The sequence below is a fragment of the Streptomyces sp. Rer75 genome, from assembly GCF_013414305.1.
Lineage (GTDB): Bacteria > Actinomycetota > Actinomycetes > Streptomycetales > Streptomycetaceae > Streptomyces > Streptomyces himastatinicus.
The window spans coordinates 820,620-843,281 of the sequence record NZ_CP058693.1; the positions used below are offsets into that span (position 1 = coordinate 820,620).

Here is a 22,662-nt window from a genome sequence, read left to right on the forward strand (position 1 = left end):
ACGGATCGGCTACGGATCGCCGACAGACCGCTCAGTCGAGGACCGCGGTGGCTTCGATCTCGACGAGATGGTCGGGTACGTCCAGTGCCGCAACGCCCAGCAGCGTGGCCGGCGGGACCGGGGTGACGCCCAGCTTCGCGGCCGCCCGGGCGATCCCCTCCAGGAGCGCGGGCATCTTGTCGGGCGTCCAGTCGACGACGTGGACGGTCAGTTTCGCCACGTCGTCGAAGGAGCCGCCGGCCGCGGCGAGGGCGGTGGCGATGTTGAGGTAGCACTGCTCGACCTGCGCCGCGAGATCGCCCTCGCCGACCGTGGCCCCTTCGGCGTCCCAGGCGACCTGCCCGGCGATGAAGACCAGCTTCGACCCGGACGCGATCGACACCTGCCGGTAGACGTCGATGGCGGGCAATTCGCTGGGGTTTACCAGGGTGATGGCCATGCTGCCAGCTCTCCTTGTATACGGCTCAAGGTCTCTTGTGGTGACTCGGGAACCGTAGGAGAGTGGCCGCTGACATGGAAGAACGCACTTTTCCGTGACCGAGGAACCTTATGGTGACCCAGCAGTTCAAGGGCATCGGCCACACGTCTCGGTCACATCGAGACCGCCTCAGAAGTCCATTTCCACGTAGTCGATGTCGGTGAACTCCACCAGGAGGCCGTCCGCGCGGCGGCCGCTGTCCTTGAAGTAGATCTCCTGGAAGCCTTCGGCGGCGATGTCCCGGAGTTGCTGTTCGGTGGCGCCGGTGGACTGGGCCTCGAAGAGGCGGGCCGCGTAGGCGGGGGGCAGGTGCTGGGTGATCAGGCGGATGCGGCCGTCGTCGGTGGAGCCGGGGGCGGCGGTGAAGCCGAAGCGGGCCCGGGTCTCGATGACGATGCCGGTCGTGGTGGCGGCCTGCTTCCTGGCCCGGGCGCGCACCCGGGGCTGCCAGTCCTTGCGCACCTCATCGGCGAGGCGGGCGGCGAGGTCCTTGCGGGGGCGCTTGAACTGGCCGGTGAGATAGCGCTCGACCGTGCGCTGCGATACGCCGAGCCGTCGCGCGACCGCCTTGGTGGAGCCCTTCTCCTGCTTCACCAGGAAACGCATCTGCGCGGGGGCGGTTTTCGGGATGGGGCGGGTGAAGGTGGCCTCCGTCGCCTTGTCGAGGCTGTCGCCCATGATGCCCATGGTGCTCGTCTCCTCCCCTACTCACCGTCGAGCGCGGCGTCGGTGCCCTTGATGTGGCGGGCGGGGTTGTGGCCCTCGTCGAGGAGCTGCGCCGCCCACAGGAACTCCTGGGTGCCCTCGTGCTTGACCATGCCGGGCGAGACACCGAGCCGGAAACCGCCGGGCAGCGGCTTGCCGTCGGGGGTGTGCGGCAGGAAGTCGAGCGGGCTCGGGCCGTCGGAGAGATAGACGACGCAGTCCGAGAGGACGGCTACGGGGAAGAGCCCGGTGTCCGCGAACTTGCGCATCTTGCGGTGCATGTTCACCCGCGCGGTGGAGATGACGGCGGCACGGATGTCGGGGCGCCAGGTGGGGCGCTCCAGGGCGGGCCAGCGTTCGCCGGGGCGGTAGCGGGCGCCCTGGGGCCGCTCGCGCAGCTTGCCGATGCCGCCCTTGACCGTGGCCTTGATGGCGGACAGGACGGCGGCCTGCCCGGGGTCGGCCTGCTTGTGCCGCTCCATGGCGGCGAGGAAGTCCGGCGGGCTCATGCCGGACACCACGCCGAGCCGCTCCATGGTGGCCATGTAGGCGTCGCGCAGCCGGGTGTACCAGGCGTCCAGGTAGGGGCCGGTTTCGGGGCGGACCCACGCTTCGACGGGCCGTACCTCGTGGCCGAGTTCGACGGCGTACGCGACGGTCGGCGTGGCGTACCAGGCCGGGCCCTCGGGGCGGTTGCCGTGCGGGGTGAAGGGGTTCGGGAGGCGCGGGTCGAGGTCGATGTGGGAGAGGTCGACCAGCCAGCTGCCGGGCAGCGCCTTGTCGAAGGCGGGCGCCGTGCGGTGTTCGGGCGCGCCGAGCCCGACGGTGAGGCGGTTGGCGGCGGCGGCGAAGGCCATGTTGACGTCGATGCCCACGGCGTGGGTGTGCGCGCATTCGGCGTCGGTGAGCAGCTCGGGATCGCGGATCCAGTCGTACGCCTCCTCGTCCAGCATCTCGGCCGGGGTGCGCTGGTGGCCGCGCGGGTACAGCTGGGCGACGACGGGGTGCTCGTCCGGCGCCTCCGGTGGCGCCGGGTCGACCGGCGCGCTGAGCGACCCGGGCTGCGGGCCGGAGCCCCAGGTGCCGGTCGCCTCGTCCTTCACGGCGCGGGTGGGCGGGCGCAGGGCGGTCATCAGCTCCAGCCCGGTGACGGCGGTGGTGCCGCGCGGGGTGATGACGCGGGTGGCGTAGTCGCCCAGTACGCTCGCCAGTTCGGCCGGGGCGAACCGGTCGGCGCTCCCCCAGGCGCGGGAGTCGAGCGCGCCCCACGGGAGGACCGCGAACTGCACGCAGTGGCGGCGGCCGCCCTGCGCCGGGCGGTAGACCCAGGCCCAGGGGCCGAAGCCGCGGCGGGTGAGCTGCCACTTGGCCCTGGTGATCTGCTTGACGACCTTGTGGTCGTCGGGCAGTCGCAGGTTTCGGCGGTCGGTCAGTTCGGCGGGCAGCCCGAGGCGTTCGGCGGCGGACGCGGTGAGGACGAGCAGGGGGTCGGCGTCCTTGCCGTTGCGGTGCAGCCGGGGGGCGCCCAAATGGCCCTCGGTCAGGGCCCAGGCGACCAGGGTCGGAATGTCCTTCAGCGGGCAGTCCAGGACCAGGCCGCCGATGCAGTACGCGGATCCGTCGCCGTCCACGACGGCCAGCGGGCCGCTTGCGAAGCGGGGTTCGGTGGCGGGAGGGGTGGTGGCGGACGGGGCGACCGGAGTCTTGCGCGCCGCGTGTTGCCTCGCGGGCCGCCGGGGTGCCGCGGCTTCCGCGACGGGCGGCCCGGACTCCGCCGCGGGCGACGGAACCGCCGGTGTCGCGGGGGGAGAAACGGGGGCGGGGACGGCCGCGGGCGCGGGGGGCGCGGGGTGGGGCGCCTCCGCAGCGGGGGCGGGCGCCGGGGCCGAAGCGGGGGCGGGAGCCGAGGCCGAAGCGGGGGCGGGAGCCGAGGCCGGGGCCGGGGCCGGGTACAGCTTGGCCAGTTCGCTCAGGAAGTGGGCGTACGCCTCGCGCTGCGGCGGCCGGGGATCGGTCTTTCCGCTCTCCCAGTTGGCCACCGTCGCACGGCGCACCTTCAGCGCCTTGGCGACCTGCTCGTGGCTCAGGCCGTGTGCCGTGCGCAGCCGCTCCCGCTCGGCCGGTGGCGGCAGCGGGGACTGGCCCGCGATCAGTGCGTCGATCGCGTCGAACAACTCGGACATGGAACGCCTCCCGCCCCCCGTTATACACAGGAGCGGACTTCCGGCGCACATATCGCGGACAGCCGCACGGAGCGGTCGGCAGCCTGAGCCAACAGCCGGAGTGCCTACCGTTCGGGGACGTAGAAACCCGTGGTGAAGCTATGTCGAGACGTCGTCCAGGTCGTCCCACTGGGCGAGCAGGTCCTCCTCGGTGGGCTCGGGGCCGGGGGCGGCGGTGCCGAGGGGCTGCTCGGCCCAGATGATCTTGCCGGTGGGGGTGTAGCGGGTGCCCCAGCGCTGGGCGAACTGGGCCACCAGGAACAGGCCCCGGCCGCCCTCGTCCGTGGAGGCGGCGCGGCGCAGATGGGGGGAGGTGCTGCTGCCGTCGGCGACCTCGCAGATGAGGCTGCGGTCGCGGACGAGGCGCACATGGATGGGTCCGGAGCCGTAGCGGATGGCGTTGGTGATCAGCTCGCTGAGGATGAGTTCGGTGGTGAAGCCGCTCTCCTCCAGGCCCCACCCGGCCAGCCGCCGGGCGGCCTCGGCGCGGATTCCGGCGACGGCGGCGGGGTCGGAGGGGACGTCCCACTCGGCGACGGAGTCGGGGTCCAGGAGGTGGGTGCGGGCGACCAGGAGGGCGATGTCGTCCCTCGGGTGCGAGGAGGCCATCGCATCGAAGACGGCCTGGCAGATCTCCTCGGGGCCGCGCCCGGGATGGCCCGCCAGGGTGCTGCGCAGCAGGCGCAGACCGGTGTCCCGGTCGCGGTCGCGGTCCTCGACCAGACCGTCGGTGTACAGGGCCAGTCGGCTGCCCTCGGGCAGCAGCAGTTCGGTCGTCTCGACGGGTTCGCCGCCGAGGCCGAGCGGCGGGGCGAGGGGGACCTCGGGGAAGGTGACGGTGCCGTCGGGGTACATCAGGGCAGGGCCCGGGTGGCCCGCCCGGGCCATGGTGCAGCGGCCGGTGACCGGGTCGTAGATCGCGTACAGACAGGTGGCCCCGCTGATCGGCGCGGCGTCGCTATCCGCGGCGACCTGGTCCTGGTCGAAGCGGGTGACCAGCTCGTCGAGATGGGTGAGGATCTCGTCCGGCGGCAGGTCCAGGGCGGAGAAGTTGTGCACGGCGGTACGCAGCCGCCCCATGGTGGCGGCGGCGTGCAGCCCGTGGCCGACGACATCGCCGACGACGAGTGCGACCCGGGCGCCGGGCAGCGGGATGACGTCGAACCAGTCGCCGCCGACACCGGCCTGGGCGGGCAGATAGCGGTGCGCCACCTCCAGGGCGTCCTGCTCTGGCAGACCCTGCGGCAGCAGACTGCGCTGGAGGGTGACGGCCATGGAGTGCTCGCGGGTGTAGCGGCGGGCGTTGTCGATGGCGACGGCGGCGCGCGCGACCAGCTCCTCGGTGAGGGCCACGTCCTCCTGGTCGAACGGCTCGGACTTCTCGGAACGCCAGAAGGTGGCGATGCCCAGGGTGACGTCCCGGGCGCGCAGCGGGATGGTGATCATCGAGTGGATGCCGTACTCGACGATCCGGACGGCCTGCTCGGGGTCCTGCTCCTGCCATCCGGCGAAGTCCCGGATGTCGGCGTCGAGCACCGGCCGCCCGGCGCCGAAGCCGAGCGCCTGCGGCGCGCCGCGCACGTAGGTCGTCCGCTTGCCGACCCGCCACAGCGGGTGGTCGTCGCGGATGCCGAAGGTGGCCGTACGGCACATGGCGTCGCCGGACGGCTCGTCGCCGCGCAGCACCGGGTCCACCAGGTCGACGGTGGCGAAGTCGGCGAACCACGGCACCGCGAACCGGGTCAGCTCCTCGGTGGTGCGGGAGACGTCGAGGGTGGTGCCGATCTTCGCGCCCGAGTCGTACAGCAGCCGCAGCCGCTTCTCCGCCACCTCGGCCTGGCCGGACAGCGCACGCAGTTCGGTGGTGTCCCGGAGGGTGGCGACGCTGCCGGGCGCGCCACCGTTCCACTGGGTGGAGCGCTGGTTGACGGCCAGCAGCCGGTCCCCCGCGAGATGCACCTCGTCGGTGGCCACCCGGCCGGAGGACAGCAGCTCGGCGGTGCGCGGCTCGAGCCCCAGGTCGCGGACGTGGTGGCCCTCGGCGTCCGGGGGCAGGTCGAGCAGTCGGCGCGCCTCGTCGTTGACGAGGACGAGGCAGCCGTCACCGTCGACGATGAGCACGCCCTCGCGGACGGAGTGCAACACCGCGTCGTGGTGCTCGTACATACGGGTCATCTGGGCCGGGCCCAGACCGTGGGTCTGGCGCCGCAGCCTGCGGCCCACCAGCGCGGTACCCGCGGTGGCGAGGGCGAGCGCGCCCCCGGCCGCGCCGAGGACCAGCGGCAGCTGGCGGGTGACCCGGCCGCTGACGTCCTGGGCGGTCATCCCGGCGCAGATCACGCCGACGACCGTCCCGTCGGCCTTCCGGATCGGGACCGTGGCCTGCACTTCCTGGCCGAGGGGGCCCTGCACCGTCTCCGTGACGACCTTGCCGCGCAGCGCGGGCTTGTAGTCGGCGACGAGCTGCCTGCCGATCTGCTGCGGCAGCGGGTGGGTGTAGCGGACGCCCTTGGGGTTCGCCGCGACGACGAAGTCCAGGCCCGCCCGCTTACGGACCTGCTCGGCCCGCGGCTGGAGCACGGTGGTCGGATGGCGTGACGTCATGGCCTCCGCGGTGCCCGGGGAGCCGGCGAATGCCTGGGCCACGGCGGTGGACCGGTTGACGGCCTCCTGCTCGCTGTCGTTCCGCGCCTGGAGTACGAGCGCCAGCGTCGCCACGGCAATGAGCATGACGACAACGACCGCCTGTACGGCAAACACCTGCCCGGCGATGCTGCGCACGCCCAGCAGGGAGCGCAAGCGACCCCGCGACCGGACAGGCGGGGAGAGCTTCGATCGACCGAAAAATCCGATCACCCCCTATTCCTAACACCTCACGGCGCCAGGACGTGAGCAGCTGGGATGAGACAGTACCCGGGACCGGGCGGTTGATACGTTCCAGTCACCCACCGGTGGACCTCGGTGGCTTTGCGTAGGGGGCGGGAGGCGGGTTCGGAAGCCGGGAGGGAGGGGAAGGACCCTGCCGCCGGGTCGTGGTTCCGCCGTGGTTCCCGTGTCCGTCCGGCATCCGCACCACGTGTTGTCCGATCACGGCCGCCGCCTCCGGGGCGCGGCCCGGTGAGCATGGAGGCGAGTGCCGTTGTCGACGCATCTTCACAGACGGAAGCGGCATCACAGACGGATGCGTCATCAGGCATCCCGGCTCAGGACCACGGTGGGGGCCGTCGTCCTGTCGGTGCTGGCCCTGCTGGTGCCCGCCGCCGCGTCCGGCCCGGCGGTGGCCGCCGGGCGCGCCGCGGCCGCTCCCGGGGTGATCCCGGCGCCGGTGCGGTGGACCGGGCAGGAGGGCACGCTGCGGCTGGCCGCCACGGCGGCGGTGGTCGCGCGGACGCCGGAGCTGCGCGGTGACACGTCGACGTTCGCCGACGACGTGGCCGACGCGACGGGGCTGGGGCTGTCCGTGGTGACCGGCGGGGACGGCGCGGCGGGCGATGTGGTGCTGGGTGTGGACGCGTCCCGGAAGGATCTGGGCGCGGAGGGGTACGAACTGGTCGTCGGCGACACCGTGCGGATCACCGGGGCCACCGCCGCCGGGGCGTTCCTGGGGACCCGGACCGTGCTCCAGATGCTCGGCGACGGGCGCGAGCTGCCGCACGGCAGCACGGTCGACGTGCCGCGGTACGCCGAGCGCGGGGTGGGGGTGTGCGCCTGCTACATCCACGTCTCGCTGGACTGGTTCGAGCGGCTGATGCGCGAGATGGCGTATCTGAAGCTGAACCAGCTGTGGATCGAGGCGAAGGTGGCCAGCGACGACTACCCGAAGACGAAGTTCTGGGGGTACTACACCAAGGACGAGGTGCGGCGGCTGTCGGCGATGGCCCGGAAGTACCACATCACGCTCATCCCCGAGATCAACTCCCCCGGGCACATCGACCCGTATCTCCAGAACCACCCCGAACTCCAGCTCACGGACACGAAGGGGACGCGGTCGCCGTCACGGCTGGACATCACCCGGCCCGAGGCGTTCGCCTTCTACACCGGGCTGCTGGACGAGGCGCTGACCGTGTGGGACACCCCGTACTGGCACATGGGCGCGGACGAATACATGCTCGGCTCCGACTACGCCGCGTATCCGCAGATCGCCGCGTACGCCAAGGCCAAGTACGGCGCCCGGGCGACCCCGCAGGACGCGTTCGTGGACTTCGTCAACCGGGTCGACGACCATGTGCGCGCCGACGGGCGGACCCTGCGGATCTGGAACGACGGGCTGACCGGCGACAACACCATCCCCGTGAACAAGGACATCCGGGTCGAGCACTGGACCGCCGAAGCCGAGCAGCCGCCCTCGGCCCTGCTCGCCCGGGGCCATCAGGTGATGAACTCGGCCTACGCGCTCTACCTCATCCGCGGCGGCTCGCCCATGAAGACGCGGGAGCTGTACGAGAGCGACTGGACGCCGCTGCGCTTCGAGGGCGAGACGCTGAGCGGCCCCCAGCCGGGCATCACCGGGGCGAAGATCACCATGTGGCCGGACTCGGCGGCGGCCCAGACCGAGAACGAGGTCGAGACGGAGGCGTATCTGCCGCTGCGCTTCCTCGCCCAGGCCACCTGGGGCAGCCCGAAACCGGCCGCCACGTACGACGGGTTCAGCACGCTCGCCCGGGACATCGGCCACGCGCCCGGCTGGGAGAACGTGGTGCGGCTGCCGGTGAGGGACGGTACGTACGCCCTCACGCTGCCCGGCTCCGCCACCCGGCTGACCACCACGGGTGGCGGCGAGGGCGCCACCGCGCGGTTCGGTGAGGACGGCGGCGCGGCGTGGCGGCTGTCGGCCACCGCGGACGGCTACTACACGCTCCGCGCCGTGCGCGGGGGCACCGCCACCGCCTACTGCCTGGACATGGTGAAGGGGGCCCGCTACCTCGGTGCCCCGCTGGAGGCGGGCGCCACGGTCACCGTGCAGACGTGCTCGGCCACGACCCGCACCCAGCGGTGGCAGCTGACCGGCACCGGGACGCGGGTGCGGCTGGTCAACGCCATCTCCCAGCTCGGCATCGCGCAGCGCGCCGCCGACGGGGTCGCGGTGCAGCAGCCGCCGGACCAGCAGGCGGCGGCCGAGCTGCGCCCGGTGGCCGCCGCGGCGCCTCGGGGCGGCGGCTGAGCCGAGGACTTCACCCGCGGGCCAGGATCCGCCGGGCGCGCTCCAGGACCGGCTTGTCCACCATCCGGCCGTCGACCGTGGTGACCGCTGCTCCGGCTTCTCCGGCGTCGAGCACCGTACGGGCCCACCGCACCTCGGCGTCGGAGGGGGCGAACCCGTCGGCCACCGGCCGGAGTTGTGCGGGGTGGACGCAGAGCTTTCCGGTGAAGCCCAGCCGCCGGGCGTGGGCGACGTCGGCGGTGAGGGCGCCGGTGTCCCGTACCGCGGTGGTGACCCCGTCGAGCGGCGGACAGCTGCCCGCGGCGGCCGAGGCGAGGACCAGCCGGGAGCGCGCGTACGCCAGGGCCGTGTGGTCGTCGGGGGCGACGCCGAGCTGACCCGCGAGGTCGACGTTGCCGAAGGCCGCGCGGACGGCACCGGGCGTGGCGCACAGCTCGGTGGCCCGCTCCACGCCGAGGGCGGTCTCGATGAGCGGGATGAGGGCGCACCGGCCCGCGGTGCGCGCGGCGATCTCCCGGAGGACGGCCGTGTCCTCGGCCTTGGGCACCATGACCGGGCAGCCGTGGGCGGCCACCACGTCGAGGTCGGCCTCGGACCAGGGGGTGCCGGGCGGGTTGATCCGTACGACCGCCCGGTGGCCCCGGTCGAGCCACGCGGAGACCTCGTCGCGTGCCCGGTCCTTGTCCTCGGCCGCGACGGCGTCCTCCAGGTCGATGATGACCAGGTCGGCGCCGGAGTCGCGGGCCGTGGCGAAGCGGTCGGGCCGGTGTCCGGGGACGAAGAGCGGATTCCGGGCGGTGGCGATGCGGTCGGTGTCCCCGCTCATGCGAACGTCACCTCCGCCGTGGCGTGCCGTTCCTCCCGCCGGGTCGCGATGCGCAGGTCGGCGCCGCCGTCGGTGGGGGTGCCGCACGCCAGGAGGTGTTCACCGGCGAACAGCGGCCGCCGCAGCCGGTAGGACAGGGAGCGCACCTGCCGTGCGGGGGCGTGGCGGCGGACCAGTTCCAGCATGAGCAGGGCGAGGAGCGGGCCGTGGACGACGGGGCCCGGGTAGCCCTCCTCCCCCTGGGCGTACGGGGTGTCGTAGTGGATGCGGTGGGCGTTCGCGGTGAGCGCGCTGAACCGGAACAGCAGCGTCGGGTCCGGGCGCAGGGGCAGCCGCCACGGTTCGCCGGAGTCGGGTACGGCGGAGTCGTCGGCGCCGACCGGGGTGTGCCGGGCGGAGCCGCGGCCCGACCGGTAGACGATGTCCTGCTCTTCGACGAGACAGAGGTGGCCGTGCTGCCGGAATTCACGGCGTTCGGTGACGAAGAGCAACTCCCCCGTGCCGCCGTGTTTGGCCGTCACCGGGCCCAGGCTGGTGACGCGTTCGGCGGGCACGCCGAGGCGGAGCGGCCGGGTGACCTCGCAGCGTCCTCCGGCGATCATCCGCTGCCGGTCGGGGATGGGAGGCAGGAAGTGTCCGTGCCGCGGGTGTCCGTCGGTTCCGAGTTCGTGCTGCGCGGGCCAGTGCAGGAAGTGGATCCACTGCCACAGCGGCGGCAGCGGGTCACCGGCCTCCGCCACCGGTCCGGGCAGGTCCAGGAGCGCCGACAGGGCCGCTGCGGGCCCTGCGGGGAGGGGGTCTTCGGCGGTGACCGGCCCGGGCATCCATGACTGCACGCAGGAGCCGAGCGGGGTCGGGGTGGGCTGCATCGTCTTTCCGTCCTGGTGTGCGGATTTCCGTCCTGGTGGGCCGAGGGGTGGGTCAGCGCAGCACGAAGGGGTTGCCCACGGCGGCGCCGGTGTTGATCCAGACGCTCTTGTTCTCCAGGTATGCGCTGATGGCCTCGATGCCGTTCTCGCGGCCGACGCCGGAGTCCTTGACGCCGCCGAAGGGCACCAGCGGGCTCACCGCGCGGTAGGTGTTGACCCAGACCGTGCCGGAGCGGATGCGGTCGGACATGCGGAAGGCGCGGCCGATGTCGCTGGTCCACACCCCCGCCCCGAGGCCGTAGCGGCTGTCGTTGGCGAGGGTGACGGCCTCGTCCTCGTCCCGGAACGGGATGACCGCGAGGACGGGGCCGAAGACCTCTTCCTGGGCGATGCGCATGGTGTTGCGCACGCCGGTGAAGACGGTCGGTTCGACGAACCAGCCGCTGCCGCACTCGGGCCGGGTCGCGGCCTTCCCGCCCAGGGCGAGCGCGGCGCCCTCCCGCCGGGCGATGTCGACGTAGTCGAGCACCTTGGCGTACTGCGCGGGTGTGGTGATGGGGCCGACCTGGGTGTGCTGGTCCATCGGGTCGCCCATGCGGGCGGTGCCCGCGAGGTCCACCACGCGGCGTACCACCTCGTCGTGCACGCTCTCCTGGACCAGGAGCCGGGACCCGGCGATGCAGGTCTGGCCGGTCGCGGCGAAGATGCCGGAGACGGCGCCGTTCGCCGCGGCCTCCAGGTCGGCGTCGGCGAAGACGATGTTGGGGGACTTTCCGCCGAGTTCCAGGCTGACGTGCTTGAAGTCGCGGGCGGCGGCCTGGTTGATGTGGCGGCCGGTGGTGTCGGAACCGGTGAACGAGATCTTCCGGACCAGCGGGTGTTCGACCAGGGCGGCCCCGACGTCCTGTCCGAAGCCGGTGACGACGTTGACCACGCCGGGCGGCAGCCCCGCCTCGTGGAAGAGGCGGACGAGTTCCAGCGTGGAGGCGGAGGTGAATTCCGACGGCTTGACGACCACCGTGCACCCGGCGGCCAGGGCCGGTGCGATCTTCCACGCCAGCAGCATCAGCGGGGAGTTCCACGGGGTGATGGCCGCGACGACGCCGACGGGCTCCTTCTTCGTGTAGGTGAAGTAGCCCTTCTTGTCGATCGGGACGACGGTGCCCTCGACCTTGTCGGCGAGCCCGCCGTAGTAGGCGAACCACTCGGGCAGGTAGCGCAGTTGGCCGTACATCTCGGTGAAGAGCTTGCCGTTGTCGCGGACCTCGGTCTCGGCCAGACGGCGGGCGTGGGCGGCGATCGTGTCACCGAGCCGCCGCAGCAGCGCGCCCCGGGCGCTTGCGGTCAGCTCGGCCCATGAGCCGGTGTGGAGGGCGCGGTGGGCGGCCCGCACGGCGTCGTCCACATCGGTGGGGCCGCCCTGGGCGATCTCGGCCCAGGGGGTGCCCAGGTAGGGGTTGTCGGTGGGGAACCACTCGCCGTTGGCGGGTGCGCGGCTCTCGCCGTCGATGAACATGTCGTAGCGCTGCATGGGATTCCCGTTTCGGCGGTACGGCCGCGTCAGAAGGTGTTCAGGCCGAGGGCGGCGCGGAAGGTGTTCTTGTTGGACACGCCGTCGCGCGGTGGCAGGGCGCGCGGTGGCTCGCTGGTGGTGATCAGCACCTGCGCGTAGGTGGTCGCCGTGCGCGCCCGGATGCGGGTCGCGAGGTCGTCGGTCTGTGCGTGGTCGGTGATCCGCAGGGCGTCGGGGATGCCGAATCCCCGGGCCACGGCGACCGGATCGGTGCCGAGGCCGGTGTGGCTGGGCTGCATGCCGGTCTCGCCGAAGTGCGCGTTGTCCAGCACGACGACGGTGAGGTTGGGCGGCAGGACGGCACCGATGGTGGCCAGCGCGCCGATGCCCATCAGGTGTTCGCCGTCGCCGGTGACGGCGACGACCGGTCGCTCCGGCTGGGCCAGGGCGAGGCCGAGGGCGAGCGGTACGGCGGCGCCCATGGCGCCCCAGAGGTAGAAGGTGCCGGGGCGGTCTCCCGCGGCGAACACGTCATAGCTGGACGCGCCGAGCCCGGTCACCATCAGGGCGTCGTCGGGGAGGCGGGAGACCAGCTCGGCGACGAAGCGGCGCCGGTCCAAACGGACGTGGGTGTCGGCGGCGGTCATCAGTCGCGCTCCCACTTCTTGCGGCCGATCAGTTTCTGCCCGAGGAGCACGGCGACGCGCTCCCCCGCCCCGAACACCGCGTCCATGGCCGCCTCGACGGTGTCCCCGACCTCCTCGGGGGCGTCGGCCCGCAGGACGGTGATGCCCATGAGTTCCAGGGCCTGCTGGGTGGCGCGCCCCATGGGGCCCTGCCACGGGTTGAACTCGGCGTACTCGCCCCGCATCGTCACCAGCGTGAGGAAGGGGAACCCAGCCATCTGCGGCAGGGAGAACATGTTGACGCAGTTGCCGACGCCGCTGCTCTGCATCAGCAGCACCGCGCGCTGCCCGCCCAGCCACGCGCCGCAGACCACGGCCACGCCCTCTTCCTCGGTGGTCAGGACCACATCGTGGATGGCGGGGTCACGCCGCGCCTCGCGGATGACGTGGGAGTGGCCGGTGTCCGGTACGTAGGCGATCTGCTGGACGCCCCGCTTCTTCAGGGCGGTGAACACGGCCTCCTGCCACGCAGGCGCCGGGGCATGGGTGGTCTGGGTCATCCGCTGCGACTCCACTGCTCGGTCGGCTCGGGTCGCCCCACATCATCTGGGCTGATGGCCGGGGTTGAACAATAGAAAGCAGTGATGGACACATGCGGTCACGGCATGAGGTCAGGGGCCGGGCTCCGCCAGGAACGACGACACGACCGCGCTCGCCTCCGGACGGCACTCGTCGAAATAGCCGTGCCGGGCGCCCTCGAAGAGGTGCGTACGGGCCCCCGGGATACGGGACGCGAGCAGCGGCGCGTTGGCCGCCGGGGTGAGCCGGTCGTCGTCCCCGTGCAGGATCAGCGTCGGCGCGACGATCTCCGGCAGTACGTCCCACGCGTCGTGTTCGTTGCTGGCCACCAGGTGGCGCCGCCGCGCGTGCGGGGGCATGCCGGGGTCGCCGAGGGTCGTGTACGGGCCGGGGTGCGCGGACCGCCAGGCCGGGGTGTACATCAGGTCGACCAGCGCTTCCCGTGCCGCCCGTGCGTCGGGCTGGGCCAGGGACCGGCGTACGGCGTTGTCGCGCTCGGTGGCGTGCGGACCGCCGGGCGAGGTGCAGCCGAGCACCAGCCGCCGGATCCGGGCCGGGTGGCGAGCGGCCACCCACTGGGCCACCCGGCCGCCCATGGAGGTCCCGTACAGATCGGTGCGCTCGATGCCCAGGTGGTCGAGGACGGCGATCACATCGTCGGCGAGGCCCCGGGTGGAGTGGTGCTCGTCGGGCTTTCCGCTGTCTCCGGTGCCGCGCCAGTCCACGGTGAGGGTGCTGTGCGTGGCGTGGAAGTCCGCGCGTACGCCGTCCCACCAGTGGTGGTTGTTCGCCTGACCCGCCAGCAGCACCAGCGGCGGCCCGGCTCCCTCGCGCTGGTAGGCCAGCGGGGTGCCGTCCAGGGCGCGGGCGTGTCCGCGGATGCGCCGGCCGGTGTCGGTGTCTGCGTCCGTGCCTGTCACGTGTTCCTTGCCTTTCTCGTTGCCTGCTGGTGGCGTGCGGTCACACGCCGTCGGTGCGCGGGGTTTGCGCGTGCAGGTGCGCGGAGGGCCATCTGCCGTCGCGCACGGCCGATTCGATGTGCCGGATCAGCTCCCGGGCGACGACGTCCACCGCGGGTGGTGTCCGCCCGGCGCGCGGGGTGCCCAGGACGATCGAGCGCCACACGTCGGGTTCGCACAGCGGTGCGGCACTCAGTGTGCCCCGGGCCACGTCGTCGGCGATGCCCATCCCGGGCAGGATCGTCCAGCCGTGACCGGCCTGGACGAGGTGTTTCTGCACCCGCATGGAGTTGGTCTGCACGACGACGTCCATCGTGACCCCGGCCCGTCCGGCGGCCCCGTCGATCAGGCTGCGCAGGGCGTGGCCGGAGGCGGGCATGACCAGGGGATGCGCGGCGGCCTGCGCGAAGGGGACGGGACGGTCGGCGCGCAGGCCCTCGTCCGGTGGCGCGGCCACCCACAGGCTCTCCCGCACCAGGGGGCGGGCGTTCAGCGACGGGGTGCTGGCCAGGTTGTAGAGCAGGGTCAGGTCCAGGTCACCGTCGTCCAGCCACTGCTGGAGGTGCCCGGAGTACGCCGTCATCAGGCGCAGCTCGATGCCCGGCTGATCCCGGGCGAGGGCGGACACCAGCGGCTCCGCCAGCAGGTCGGTGGTGCTCTCCAGCATGCCCACGGTGACGATGCCGGTCAGGACCCCCGGGGTCGGCTGCACCTCCGCGCGGGCCCGCTCCAGCTCGTTGAGGGCGCGGCGGGCCCGGTCGACCATGATCGTGCCGGCCTCCGTGGGCCGCATGCCCTGCCGGGTCCGCTCGAAGAGCGGGACGCCGAGTTCCTGTTCCAGGGTGCGGATCTGCCGGGTCACCGCGGGCTGGACCAGGTGGAGCAGCTCCGCGGCCCGGGTGACGCTGCCCGCCTCGGCGACCGTGACGAGCGCCTTGAGTTGTCTGACGTCCACCGTCTACTCCTCCTCTCCTCCTGGGCCATCCGCACCCCGCATGGGTACATCACGGATTGCTATTTCACCGTGATGGTCATGAGTGCTCATGATGACACCGGGCTCGGAACACCGGGAAGCGAGGGTGACGGGCCGCCTGAGGAGCATGTCCCGGCCAGCCGTCTGGAGGTCGCCACCGTGACCGAGCTTCCGCTCTCCGGCATCACCGTCGTCAGCGTCGAACAGGCGGTGGCTGCGCCCTTCGCCACGCGCCAGCTGGCCGATCTGGGCGCACGCGTCATCAAGGTGGAGCGCCCGGAAGGCGGTGACTTCGCCCGCCGCTACGACACCACGGTGCACGGCGAGTCCAGCTACTTCGTGTGGCTCAACCGGTCGAAGGAATCCCTGACCCTGGATCTGAAGGAGGCCCGCGGCCGGGACATCGTGGAGCAACTGCTCGGCGAGGCCGATGTGTTCGTGCAGAACCTCGCCCCGGGAGCGGCCGCCCGGCTGGGCCTGGGTGCGGACGCCCTCGCCGAACGCCATCCGTCGCTCATCTGCTGCGCCATCTCCGGCTACGGGACCAGCGGGCCGTGGGCCGACCGCAAGGCCTACGACCTGCTGGTGCAGTGCCAGACCGGTCTGGTGTCGCTGACCGGCACCGCCGGGGAGACCGCCCGAGTCGGGGTGTCGATCGCCGACATCGCGGCCGGTGTGTACGCGTACTCGGGCATCCTCACGGCCCTGTTCACCCGGGCGACCACGGGCGTGGCCCGCGCCGTGGAGGTGTCGCTGTTCGAGGCCCTGGCCGAGTGGATCGGCCAGCCCGCCTATTACACCCGCCATGGCGGCACCCAGCCGCCGCGGATGGGCACGCAGCACGCCACGATCGCCCCGTACGGCGCCTACCCGGCCGCTGACGGCAGGGAAGTGCTGTTCTCCGTCCAGAACGAGCGGGAGTGGCGCGCGCTGTGCGACCGGTTCCTGGGCCGCCCGGAGCTGGTCGACGATCCGCGGTTCGCCACGGGATCGGCGCGGGTGGCCCACCGCGAGGAGCTGAACGCGATCGTGGCGGAGCGGTTCCGGGCGCTGGACAGCTCGCGGGTGGGGCAGCTGCTGGACGAGGCGGGCATCGCCAACGCCGGGGTGAACGACGTCGGGGAATTCCTCGACCACCCGGTGCTGGCCGCCCGGGAGCGGTGGCGCGAGGTGCCCATCCCCGGGGCGGTGGTCCCGGCGCTGCTCCCGCCCGTGGACCTCGCCGGTGTCACGGCCCGGATGGACGCCGTACCGGCCCTCGGCGAGCACACCGACACGATCCTCGCCGCGCTGGGACACAGCCCGGCCGAGATCAGCGGCCTCCGGGCCGAGCGGGTCGTCTGAGCCCCCTCACGTATCCCTCATCAAGGAGCGCGACTGCATGAGCACCCTCGACACCCTGTCCGAGGACGAGCGGTTCATCGTCAGCACGGTGCACGACTTCGTCGACAGGGAGGTGAAGCCGGTCGTCCAGGAGCTGGAGCACACCAACACCTACCCCGAGGCCCTGATCGGGCAGATGAAGCAGCTCGGCATCTTCGGCCTCGCCATCCCCGAGGAGTACGGCGGCACGCCGGTCTCCACCCCCTGCTACGTCCTGGTCACCGAGGAGCTGGCCCGCGGCTGGATGAGCCTGGCGGGGGCGATGGGCGGCCACACCGTGGTCTCCAAACTGCTGCTGCACCACGGCACCGAGGAGCAGAAGCGCCGCTATCTGCCGAAGATGGCCACCGGGGAGGTCCGGGCCACCATGGCGCTGACCGAACCGGGCGGCGGCTCCGACCTTCAGGCGATGCGCACCGTCGCCCGCAAGGACACCGACGGCTATGTGGTGAGCGGATCGAAGACCTGGATCACCAACTCCCGCCGCTCCCGGCTGATCGCCCTGCTCTGCAAGACCGACCCCGACGCCACCCCCGCCCACCGGGGCATCTCCATCCTGCTCGTGGAGCACGGGCCGGGCCTGACGGTCTCGCGCGACCTGCCCAAGCTCGGCTACAAGGGCGTCGAGAGCTGCGAACTCTCCTTCGACGACTACCGCGCCCCGGCCGACGCGCTCCTGGGCGGTGTCGAGGGCGCGGGGTTCGCCCAGATGATGAAGGGCCTGGAGACCGGCAGGCTCCAGGTGGCCGCCCGCGCGCTCGGCGTCGGGCGGGCGGCGTTCGAGGACGCGCTGGCGTACGCGCAGGAGCGCGAGTCGTTCGGCAAGCCGATCTGGCGGCACCAGTCGATCGGCAACTACCTCGCCGACATGGCCACCTCGCTGACCGCCGCCCGTCAGCTCACCCTGCACGCGGCGCGGGAGGCCGACGCGGGGCGGCGCGTGGACATGGAGGCGGGCATGGCGAAGCTGTTCGCCTCCGAGACCGCCATGCAGATCGCGCTCAACGCCGTCCGCATCCACGGGGGTTACGGCTACTCCACCGAGTTCGACGTGGAGCGCTACTTCCGCGACGCACCGCTGATGATCGTCGGTGAGGGCACCAACGAGATCCAGCGGAATGTGATCGCGAGCCAGCTCGTGAAGCGCGGCGGCCTGGAATGACCGCCACCGGACACGCCTCGGCGAGTCGCCACGCATATCGCTGGCATACACATCAGGACCTTCACAATATGGAATGTGGTTGGTGGACTGGCTGAGTGAACGACGACATGACTCTCCTCGCCGCTTACGGCGCCCTGGACAGCGCCGCGGTCAGCGACGCGCTCGACGGGCTGGACCTGCCCCCAGGACTCGGTGGCATCGGGCCGGTCTGGGGCCACCGCAAGGTGGTGGGATTCGCCGCACCGGTCGAACTCGCCCCGGGCGCCCCGGGCACGTCCGGGGCCCATATCGCCACATCGGCCGTAGATGCAGGCGGCCCGGAGGATGTCCTGGTGATCGCGGGCGGCGGGCGGACGGACGTCTCCTGCTGGGGCGGCCTGCTGAGTTTGGGCGCCTCCCTGCGCGGGGTGCGTGGCGTGGTGGCCGACGGGGCGTGCCGCGATGTCGGCGAGGCCCGTGACGCGGGCTTCCCGGTGTACGCGCGGGCCACCACCCCCGTGACCGCACGGGGCCGCCTGCACCAGGTGTCCTCCGGCGAGCCGGTCCGGGTCGGCCCGGCCACGGTGGCGCAGGGGGACATCGTCCTCGCCGACGAGACCGGCGTGGCCTTCGTACCCCGCGCCCGGGCCCATGAGGTCCTGCGGGCCGCCCAGGCGCTGGCCCGGCGCGAGAGCGCCATCGCCGAGGAGCTGCGCGGCGGAGCGTCCCTGCCGGACGCCATGCGTGACGCCCGGCTCGCCGGAACGGAGGAGCGGCACTGATGGACACGCCCACCCAGCGGGCCGCGGCCCTGCCGACCGCCGCGCTGTCCGACGCGCTGGACGCCCTGGGGCTGCCCGGCTCCGTCCTCGGCGTGGCGCCCCTGTCCCCCACGGCCCGGCTGACGGGGCCCGCCTTCACCGTCCGCTACGAACCGGCCGACGCCGACAAGGGCAGCGTCGGTGACTTCCTGGACGATGTGCCTGCGGGCGCGGTCGTGGTCATCGACAACGCCGGGCGCACGGACTGCACGGTGTGGGGCGGGATCATGACGCAGACCGCGGCGGTCCGCGGTGTCGCGGGCACCGTGATCCACGGCGCCTGCCGCGACGTGGCCACCTCGGTCGAGGCGGACTATCCGCTGTTCAGCAGCGGCCGGTTCATGCGCACCGGCAAGGACCGGGTGCGGCTCGCCGCGGTGGGTACGCAGCTGTCCCTGGGCGGTGTTCCGGTGGCCCCGGACGACCTGGTGCGCGGCGACGCCGATGGCGTGGTGGTCGTACCCGCCGCGAGGCTGCCCGAGGTCGTCGGGCTGGCGACACGGATCGAGCGCACCGAGCGCGACATCGTCGCCGCGGTACGGGCGGGGCGCAGCCTGCGCCAGGCCCGTGCCTCCTTCGGCTACCACCTGCTCCAGCGGAGCAGCCGATGACGGACCTCGCCACCGGCGGACACTCCACCGCCACGCTGTACGAGGCGTCCGCCACCGACTGCGCCTGCGCACCGGGGCTGCGCCCGGTCTGGCCCGGCGCCCGGCTGGCCGGGCCCGCCTACACCGTGCGGGGCGTGGGCGGTGACAACCTCGCGCTGCACCACGCGGTCGCCGCCGCCCCGCCCGGCCATGTCCTCGTCGCCGATCTCCAGGGCGCGGTCCACGGGCACTGGGGCGAGGTGCTGGCCGTGGCCGCCCAGGTGCGCGGGCTGCTGGGGCTGGTGGTCGACGGCGGGATCCGCGACACCGCCGAACTCGCCGAGCTGGGTTTTCCCGTCTTCGCCTCGTCGGTCGCGGTGTTCCGCACCACCAAGGACCACCCCGGTGTGCTCGGTGCGCCGCTGGTGCTGCGCGGGGTCCCGGTGAGCACCGGCGACCTGATCGTCGCCGACGCCGACGGCGTCGTATGCCTGCCCCGCGCGGTCGCGCCCTCGGTCGTGGCCCGCGCCGATGAGCGCGTGGCGAAGGAGCGGGACATCCTCGGTCGGCTCCGTGACGGGCACACCACCCTCGACCTCTACGGCCTCTCGACGAGACGGCAGACGACTCGATGATCGAGGTCCGCCAAGCCCGCTACTTCATCGCGGTCGCCGAGGAACTGCACTTCGGCCGGGCCGCCGAGCGCCTCCAGATGTCGCAGCCGCCGCTGAGCCAGGCCATCCGGCACCTCGAGCGACAGCTCGACGCCCAGCTGCTGGAACGCTCCAGCCGTTCCGTGGCCCTGACGGAGCCCGGCGCCGTCTTCCTCCAGCACTGCTACGCGCTGACGGCGGCGGCCGAGCGCGCGCAGGTGGCCGCAGCGCAGGCGCAGGCCGGGTACCTGGGCACCCTGACCATCGGCGCGGTCACCTCGGCCTTCTCGGAGGCGCTGCCCGCCATCTTCGGCCGTCTCCGCGCCGAGCGCCCGCGCATCGAGCTGCGGGTGCGGGAACTGGACACCACCGAGGGTGTGCAGGGCCTCCTCGACGGACGTCTGGACATCGCCGTGATCCGCCACACCGGCAACGACGAGCGGCTGCGCTCGGATCCACTGCGCCGGGACCGGCTGGTGGCCGCCCTCCCGGAGGGGCATCCGCTCGCCGACGGGGACACCGTGGACCTCGCGGCCCTCGCGGACCAGCCGTGGGTGTGGATCCCGCGGGCCATCTCGCCGAGGTACCACGACGAACTCGTGGCGGTCTGCCATCAGGCGGGTTTCAGCCCGGAGCCCCGGCACCGGGCGAACTCCATCCACTCGCAGCTGGCCATGGTCGGCTGCGGTCTGGGGGTCGGCCTCGTGCCGCACACCTCGTCCCAGCCACCGGTGCCCGGCGTGGTGTGCCGTCCGCTGCGGGAGCCCGCCCATCTCGTCGAGCTGGCCGTGGTCCGGCGTGCGACAGACCCCAGCCCGCTGGTGGCGCAGTTCGTACGGCACGCGTTGCCGACGCCGTGAGAACACGCGTTGCCCGCACAGTGAGGAAGAGAGACGCACCATGCACCCCAGCAATGGCTTCGCCTGGTCACGTCAGGAGCTGACCGTCGACGGCGTGGCACTCGACGTCGCGACCGCGCACCGCGGCGGGGCACACGCCCCGATCCTGTTCCTGCACGGCTTCGGCTCGTCCAAGGAGGACTACACCGACATCGCGAACCACGCCGCCTTCGACGGGCACCCGGTCGTGGCCTACGACGCCCCCGGCTGCGGCGACACCGTCTGCGGGGATCCGACGGCCGTCTCGATCCCCTTTCTGGTGGACACCGCGGTGGCCGTGCTCGACCGGCTCGGCATCGAGCGGTTCCATCTCGTCGGGCATTCGATGGGCGGTCTCACGGCCCTGATGCTGGCCGCCCGCCACCCCGACCGGGTGCTCAGCTTCGTCGACATCGAGGGCAACGTCGCGCCCGAGGACTGCTTCCTCAGCCGGCAGATCGTCTCCCACCCGGCCACGGACGGCGCAACCTTCCTCGAGGGCTTCATCGAACGCAACCGGCGCTCGCCCGCCTACGCGGCCCCGCTGTTCGCGTCGAGCCTGCCCCACAAGGTCCGCGCCGACGCGATCCGCGGGATCTTCGAGTCGATGGTCGAGCTGAGCGACCACGGAGACCTCATGACCACGTTCCTGGGCCTGCCGTTTCCCCGCATGTTCATGTACGGCGACCAGAACGCGTCGCTGTCCTATCTGCCGCGGCTGGCCGCGGCGGGCGTCGAACTCGCCGAGATCCCGCAGTGCGGACACTTCCCCATGTATTCCAACCCGCCGGCCATGTGGGCCCGCATCGCCGACTTCCAGGGGAAGGTGCCGGACCCGTGGTGGTGAGCCCGGGATCGGCCTATCCTGCGCACGCGTTGATCGACTTCCTATGGAGGACGCATGACCGTCGGCAACACTCCCTCCCGGGCCGTGGTGGTGGGCACCGGATCCCGTGCGCAGATGTTCACCACGGCGCTGGCCCACCGCCCCGGGCTGCGGGTCGCCGCGCTGTGCGACCCGAACCCGGTGCGCATCGCCCACCACCAGCGGCTGCTGAAGGAGGCCGGTGAGCCGGAGGCGGCCGCTTGGAGCCCGGAGGACTTCGAGCGCCGACTGCGTGCCGACGACATCCAGGAAGTGGTCGTGACCTGCGTGGACGCGCTGCACGACGCCTACATCGTGCCCGCGCTGCGGGCCGGTTGCCGGGTGGTCACCGAGAAGCCGATGACCACCGACGCCGCCAAGTGCCGCCACATCCTCCGCACCGTCGAGGAGACCGGCAACCATCTGGCGGTGGCCTTCAACTACCGCTTCAACCCGGTCCACGAGGAAGTCCACCGGCAGCTGTCCGCGGGCGCCATCGGCGAGGTGCTGTCGGTGCACTTCGAGTGGCTGCTGGACACCCGGCACGGCGCGGACTACTTCCGCCGATGGCACCGCGAGAAGCAGCACAGCGGCGGGCTGATGGTGCACAAGTCCAGCCACCACTTCGACCTGGTCAACTGGTGGCTGGGGGCCAGGCCGCAGGAGGTCTTCGGCTACGGCAGGCTCGGCTTCTACGGCCGCGAGGCGGGCGAGCGCAGCGGTTACCGGCGCGAGTACGAGCGGGCCCACGGCGCGTCCGCCGCGAGCGACGACCCGTTCGCGCTGGAGCTGGCCGACAACGACGCGCTGCGCGCGCTGTACCTCGACGCCGAGGGGGCGGACGGCTACCACCGGGACCGCAACGTGTTCGGCGACGGCATCACCATCGAGGACGACATGTCGCTGCTGGTGCGCTACGACACCGGCGCCACCATGACGTACCACCTGACCGCGTACTCCCCGTGGGAGGGCTACCGCGTGATGTTCAACGGCACCCGCGGCCGACTGGAGCTGGAGGTGGAGGAGAGCCGGTGGCAGCCACCCGTGCTGGGCACCGCCTCCGGCCGCGGCACGATCCACGGCGACGAGGCGCTCGCCAACGCGGGCGGCCCGCGGGTGGTGCTGCGCCCGCTGTGGGAGCCGCCGCGGGAGGTGGAGCTGCCCGCGTTCGACCACGCGGGGCACGGTGGCGGGGACGAGCGCATGCTGACGGCGCTGTACGGACCGCTGAACCCCCTCGACCCGGCGGCGGCCACCGGGACGCCCGCCGCCGCGGACGCCTCCGACGCGTCGAAGCAGCGCGCCACCGAGGCGGACGGAGCGCTGGCCCTGGTCACCGGCCTGGCCGCGAATGAATCGTTTGTCTCCAGGAAGCCCGTGGCCACGGCGGATGTGGTGCCGGTCTGAGTACCCGGCTGGA

General features: G+C 72.5%; 20 protein-coding genes. 9 read left to right on the forward strand and 11 right to left on the reverse strand.

Annotation, left to right across the window (positions count from 1 at the left end; translation table 11 throughout):
• Positions 1 to 31: 31 nt before the first annotated feature.
• The 4 genes from HYQ63_RS02805 to HYQ63_RS02820 all read right to left on the reverse strand — a co-directional run bounded on the left by HYQ63_RS02805 (position 32) and on the right by HYQ63_RS02820 (position 6,195).
• Positions 32 to 439, reverse strand: coding sequence for a RidA family protein (locus HYQ63_RS02805; protein WP_179932339.1), 408 nt, complete (start codon positions 437 to 439; stop codon positions 32 to 34).
• Between the two features lie 168 nt (positions 440 to 607).
• Positions 608 to 1,165, reverse strand: coding sequence for a helix-turn-helix domain-containing protein (locus HYQ63_RS02810; protein WP_179932340.1), 558 nt, complete (start codon positions 1,163 to 1,165; stop codon positions 608 to 610).
• A 17-nt stretch (positions 1,166 to 1,182) separates the two neighbouring features.
• Positions 1,183 to 3,366 (reverse strand): helix-turn-helix transcriptional regulator, encoded by a 2,184-nt coding sequence (locus HYQ63_RS02815; RefSeq protein ID WP_179932341.1) that lies wholly within the window; start codon positions 3,364 to 3,366, stop codon positions 1,183 to 1,185.
• 138 nt (positions 3,367 to 3,504) lie between these two features.
• Positions 3,505 to 6,195 (reverse strand): SpoIIE family protein phosphatase/ATP-binding protein, encoded by a 2,691-nt coding sequence (locus HYQ63_RS02820; RefSeq protein WP_257232557.1) that lies wholly within the window; start codon positions 6,193 to 6,195, stop codon positions 3,505 to 3,507.
• Positions 6,196 to 6,586: 391 nt separating this feature from the next.
• Here HYQ63_RS02820 and HYQ63_RS02825 point away from each other — a divergent pair, with 391 nt between their 5' ends.
• Positions 6,587 to 8,566 (forward strand): family 20 glycosylhydrolase, encoded by a 1,980-nt coding sequence (locus HYQ63_RS02825; RefSeq protein ID WP_179932343.1) that lies wholly within the window; start codon positions 6,587 to 6,589, stop codon positions 8,564 to 8,566.
• A 10-nt stretch (positions 8,567 to 8,576) separates the two neighbouring features.
• Here the strand turns inward: HYQ63_RS02825 and HYQ63_RS02830 are convergent, their stop codons facing one another.
• The 7 genes from HYQ63_RS02830 to HYQ63_RS02860 all read right to left on the reverse strand — a co-directional run bounded on the left by HYQ63_RS02830 (position 8,577) and on the right by HYQ63_RS02860 (position 14,893).
• Entirely contained in the window at positions 8,577 to 9,392 is an 816-nt protein-coding gene (locus HYQ63_RS02830) for a CoA ester lyase (RefSeq protein WP_179932344.1), read from the reverse strand.
• Positions 9,389 to 10,261: a hypothetical protein gene (locus tag HYQ63_RS02835; protein ID WP_179932345.1), complete on the reverse strand. Its 873-nt coding sequence runs from the start codon at positions 10,259 to 10,261 to the stop codon at positions 9,389 to 9,391. Before HYQ63_RS02835 ends, HYQ63_RS02830 begins: the two co-directional genes overlap by 4 nt.
• Positions 10,262 to 10,313: 52 nt before the next feature.
• Positions 10,314 to 11,792: an aldehyde dehydrogenase gene (locus HYQ63_RS02840; protein WP_179932346.1), complete on the reverse strand. Its 1,479-nt coding sequence runs from the start codon at positions 11,790 to 11,792 to the stop codon at positions 10,314 to 10,316.
• A 29-nt stretch (positions 11,793 to 11,821) separates the two neighbouring features.
• Positions 11,822 to 12,421: a thiamine pyrophosphate-dependent enzyme gene (locus HYQ63_RS02845; RefSeq protein WP_179932347.1), complete on the reverse strand. Its 600-nt coding sequence runs from the start codon at positions 12,419 to 12,421 to the stop codon at positions 11,822 to 11,824.
• A complete protein-coding gene (locus HYQ63_RS02850; protein WP_179932348.1) occupies positions 12,421 to 12,960 on the reverse strand; it encodes a thiamine pyrophosphate-binding protein in 540 nt (179 codons plus the stop codon). The genes HYQ63_RS02845 and HYQ63_RS02850 overlap by 1 nt, the downstream gene beginning before the upstream one ends.
• Positions 12,961 to 13,071: 111 nt before the next feature.
• Entirely contained in the window at positions 13,072 to 13,899 is an 828-nt protein-coding gene (locus HYQ63_RS02855) for an alpha/beta fold hydrolase (protein ID WP_373689015.1), read from the reverse strand.
• Positions 13,900 to 13,939: 40 nt separating this feature from the next.
• On the reverse strand, positions 13,940 to 14,893 hold the full coding sequence (locus HYQ63_RS02860) for a LysR family transcriptional regulator (RefSeq protein WP_179932349.1): 954 nt from the start codon (positions 14,891 to 14,893) through the stop codon (positions 13,940 to 13,942).
• 177 nt (positions 14,894 to 15,070) lie between these two features.
• Here HYQ63_RS02860 and HYQ63_RS02865 point away from each other — a divergent pair, with 177 nt between their 5' ends.
• The 8 genes from HYQ63_RS02865 (at position 15,071) to HYQ63_RS02900 (ending at position 22,649) form a co-directional block, all read left to right on the forward strand.
• Positions 15,071 to 16,255, forward strand: a complete 1,185-nt coding sequence (locus HYQ63_RS02865) for a CaiB/BaiF CoA-transferase family protein (protein ID WP_257232558.1) — start codon at positions 15,071 to 15,073, stop codon at positions 16,253 to 16,255.
• Between the two features lie 37 nt (positions 16,256 to 16,292).
• Positions 16,293 to 17,456 (forward strand): acyl-CoA dehydrogenase family protein, encoded by a 1,164-nt coding sequence (locus tag HYQ63_RS02870; protein ID WP_179932351.1) that lies wholly within the window; start codon positions 16,293 to 16,295, stop codon positions 17,454 to 17,456.
• 95 nt (positions 17,457 to 17,551) lie between these two features.
• Positions 17,552 to 18,217 carry an RraA family protein gene (locus tag HYQ63_RS02875; RefSeq protein WP_218929538.1) on the forward strand — a complete coding sequence of 222 codons (666 nt, stop codon included), beginning with the start codon at positions 17,552 to 17,554 and terminating at the stop codon, positions 18,215 to 18,217.
• Positions 18,217 to 18,867 carry an RraA family protein gene (locus HYQ63_RS02880; protein WP_179932352.1) on the forward strand — a complete coding sequence of 217 codons (651 nt, stop codon included), beginning with the start codon at positions 18,217 to 18,219 and terminating at the stop codon, positions 18,865 to 18,867. The genes HYQ63_RS02875 and HYQ63_RS02880 overlap by 1 nt, the downstream gene beginning before the upstream one ends.
• Positions 18,864 to 19,481 carry an RraA family protein gene (locus tag HYQ63_RS02885; protein ID WP_179932353.1) on the forward strand — a complete coding sequence of 206 codons (618 nt, stop codon included), beginning with the start codon at positions 18,864 to 18,866 and terminating at the stop codon, positions 19,479 to 19,481. The genes HYQ63_RS02880 and HYQ63_RS02885 overlap by 4 nt, the downstream gene beginning before the upstream one ends.
• Positions 19,478 to 20,359, forward strand: coding sequence for a LysR family transcriptional regulator (locus tag HYQ63_RS02890; protein ID WP_179932354.1), 882 nt, complete (start codon positions 19,478 to 19,480; stop codon positions 20,357 to 20,359). The genes HYQ63_RS02885 and HYQ63_RS02890 overlap by 4 nt, the downstream gene beginning before the upstream one ends.
• Before the next feature lie 40 nt (positions 20,360 to 20,399).
• Positions 20,400 to 21,224 carry an alpha/beta fold hydrolase gene (locus HYQ63_RS02895; RefSeq protein ID WP_179932355.1) on the forward strand — a complete coding sequence of 275 codons (825 nt, stop codon included), beginning with the start codon at positions 20,400 to 20,402 and terminating at the stop codon, positions 21,222 to 21,224.
• A gap of 54 nt (positions 21,225 to 21,278) precedes the next feature.
• The gene (locus HYQ63_RS02900; RefSeq protein ID WP_179932356.1) at positions 21,279 to 22,649 is read left to right on the forward strand and encodes a Gfo/Idh/MocA family protein; all 1,371 of its coding nucleotides are present in this window, start codon (positions 21,279 to 21,281) and stop codon (positions 22,647 to 22,649) included.
• Positions 22,650 to 22,662: the final 13 nt, after the last annotated feature.